This is a genomic window from Geminisphaera colitermitum TAV2 (assembly GCF_000171235.2).
Lineage (GTDB): Bacteria > Verrucomicrobiota > Verrucomicrobiia > Opitutales > Opitutaceae > Geminisphaera > Geminisphaera colitermitum.
In genome coordinates this window covers 1-3,028 of sequence record NZ_ABEA03000089.1, presented here as the reverse complement: position 1 = coordinate 3,028, position 3,028 = coordinate 1, and the positions used below count along the sequence as shown (strand labels likewise).

Annotated in this window: 2 protein-coding genes; both read right to left on the bottom strand. The window is 62.3% G+C overall.

The genetic code is table 11. The features are described 5' to 3' along the window. Positions 1 to 24: 24 nt before the first annotated feature. A complete protein-coding gene (locus tag OBACDRAFT_RS09290; protein WP_043584970.1) occupies positions 25 to 843 on the bottom strand; it encodes a hypothetical protein in 819 nt (272 codons plus the stop codon). Next, positions 840 to 3,028 (bottom strand): alpha-L-rhamnosidase-related protein (locus OBACDRAFT_RS09285; RefSeq protein ID WP_112787769.1); only part of this gene is annotated, 2,189 nt, incomplete at its 5' end. The genes OBACDRAFT_RS09290 and OBACDRAFT_RS09285, both read right to left, overlap by 4 nt.

The window sequence follows — 3,028 nt, the reverse complement described above, 5'->3', positions numbered from 1 at the left end:
GGGGGGGGGGGAGGAGGCCGCAGGTTAGCGGTGGCGGCGCATGGCGCCAAGCGCGGTGGCGGTGATGAGCATGGTCGCACCAAACAGCATGGAGGCTGTGCTGGGTTCGGGAACGGCCACGGTGGTTGCGGAGAGGTTGTCGAGGCGGATGTCCACGGCACCGCTGCCGCTGATTCCATAGAAACGGATTTGGTCGTTGGCCGCGTCGTTGACGGTTCCTTGCGTGGCGACAACGCCGCCAATAGTGGTGCCGTTTACAGAGAGTTGCTGGGTGTTGCCTGTCACGGTGACGACGATGTTGCGCAGGTAAAAGGAACTCGCCTTTTCGGAGGCAGTGGCGGTGACAGTGCCAAGCAGCGTGGCACTGCCTTGCGCATCGACATAAGAGAACGAAGCCGTGCCTCCAGACCAGGTAAGGCGGAAACTGCAGTTGGCGTTTTGCGTGTCGCTGCGGGCGTTGATGCCAAATTGTCCAGTGCCGGCGTAGAGCAGATAATCGATTTTAAAGGTGTAATTGGCGGTGGCGTTGAGGTTGGGCGACATGGTGATCCATGTGGGTTGATTGGTGGCATTGCCGTAGATTTGCCCGATGTAGGAACCAAGCCCGGCGGTAATTTTGTCTTCAGAGGCCGCACGCGATTGGAAGACGGAATTTGTTTTGGTGACGCTGTAAGTCGCGTTGCCATCCGAGGTGGATTTTCCGTTGAGATCGCCGGTTGTCGTCGTGCTTTCAAAGTCTTCGGAGAAGAGGACCGTTTGGGCTTGCAGGGGCAGGGTGCAGGCGAGCCAAGCAAGGACGAGGAGGGTTGAGAACCCGCGGAGTGTGTTGGTTTTGATGTTCATGGTGTGTGTTGGGTTAAGGTTGTTGTGGTATGGATGGATGGTTGGTTTGAACTGACGGAAGAAATGGACGGAGAAATGGGAGTGGCGGCGAGGAACTGCTTGATTATGGGCACACCTTCGGGGCCGTTGGCGTCGAGCGTGTGTGCGGGCCAGTCGATGTGGACGGTGATGGGGCCGGAGGGGGTCATGACGGTGCCGTTGGGGGCGTCCCATCCGACGTAGTGGGGTTTTATGACGATGTGGGCGGGGGAACTTTTTGTGGTGTGGTGGTAGCGGACGCCGAGGACGGTGTCGTGGAGCCAGGTGAGGGGAACTGCGGCCCAGCCGTGGGAGCCTGTTGGGTCCACGGGTTGGCGGGTGGGGCCGGGGAGGAAATATTCGGGGAGCGGTCCGTCGGGGAGGTGTGGGGCGTAGGTGGCGGCGAGGTGCGCGGCGGCAAGGGGGCCGAGGTCGTGTTCGCAGAGGACGCGGAGGGCACGGTAGATCGTGGTGGGGGTGTTCCAGCGTTTGATGGGGGAGGGGAGGGGGGGGATGCCGTCAGGCGCGGGGAAGGCGGTTTGCAACATGGCGCGAGCCGTGGCGCGGTCAGGGATGAGTCCGTGGAAGATGGCGTTGACAACAGCGGCTTGGCCGTAGGCATGGGGACCGCGGGCAGGGGTCCAGAGTTCGGCGATGGTGTCGCCGAGCGTCGCATGTCCAAGGGGGCGACATTGCGTGCCGAGCTGGGGCTCGGCGTTCCCAGCGGGCGGGACGCTCGCGCCACACGTAGGGGCTTCGCTTGCGAAGCCCGCGTATGCAGGAGACGGCCTCAAATGGCGGGCGCGGGCGTCGCAAGCGACGCCCCTACCTGCGAGCGAGACGCTCGCGTCACGGGTGATGAAGCGTTGGAAGGCGTTGCGGAGCTGGGTGGCGCGTTGGCGGTAATCGGTGGCATCGGTGGTCTCTCCAATGGCGTCGGCGATTTCGGCGGATTGTTGGAGGTAGCCGTAATACCAGGTGTTGGGGATGCTTTCGTAACCGGGAGCGTCGCCAAGGTTGGTGTGGTCGAGGCGGGCGCTGCCGTGGTTGTCGGCAAGGCAGTTGTGGCCGGTGAGGAGTCCGTCGGGGGTAATTAAGTGTTTAAGCGCGGTGAGAAATTTTTTTAACGCGGGGTAGTAGCGGCGGAGGAGTTGGGTGGAACCGGTCCATTGCCAGTCGTCGTGGAGGAGGCCGATCCAAGTCATGCCCCAGTCGAGGAACTGGCAGCCGGAGCTGGCGTAGTCTTCGGGAGCGAAAACACGGAAGAGGCTGGTTTGCGGGTCTTGTTGTTCAACGGCGTGGCGGAGGGTGACTTGGCGAAGCGTGGTGTCGCCAAACCAAGTGGCGGCGAGGCGGGCACGGTATTGGATGTCTTCCAGCCATTGCGCGTCTTCGCGTCCGGTGGTGTCCACGTAGGTATCGGACATCGTGATACGGGCGTGGTCGAGGCAGAGGCGGATCAGGGGTTGAAGGGTTGTTGAATTGAAGGTGGATGGGTGGGGGAGGTTGAAGGTGCCGGTTTGCGTGACGGGGTGTTGGGAGACGCGGCAGAAAATGGCAGTGAGCAGTGAGCAATGATCAGTGAACAGTGGGCAATGAGCAGTGAACAGTGGATCGGATGGATTGGGCACTGCTCCTTGTTCACTGTTCACTGATCCCTGTTCACTGTTCATTGTTGTTTGGTGAATGAGAAGGTAGCGCCAGGTGCGTTCTTCGGGGAGGGTGATGGTTTGCGGGCCGCCACGCAGGATGACTCGGTCGCCAAAGGGGGAGCCGCAGGTGAATTCCGGGTCGAAGTGTCCGTCGGGTGTGAGCAGCGGGGTGAGGTCGCGGGGGTTGGTGGCGAGTTCGTTGTATCCGATTTCCCATACGGTTCCGGCGCGGGCGTCGGTGATTTCGAGGGTGAGGTAGCCGTGGATGGGACGGGCAAAGTCGAGGGTGGCGTAGTCGCCGAACGTCGAACATCCAACGTCCAACATCGAAGGTCCAAGGGGAAGGGGGGGGCGTTGCGCGTTGTCGTCGGCGGGCGGGACGCCCGCGTCACACGTAGGGGCTTCGCTTGCGAAGCCCGCGTATGCAGGAGACGGCATCGAATGGCGTGCGCGGGCGTCGCAAGCGACGCCCCTACCTGCGGGCGAGACGCCCGCGCCACTTGGGTGGTGCAGGG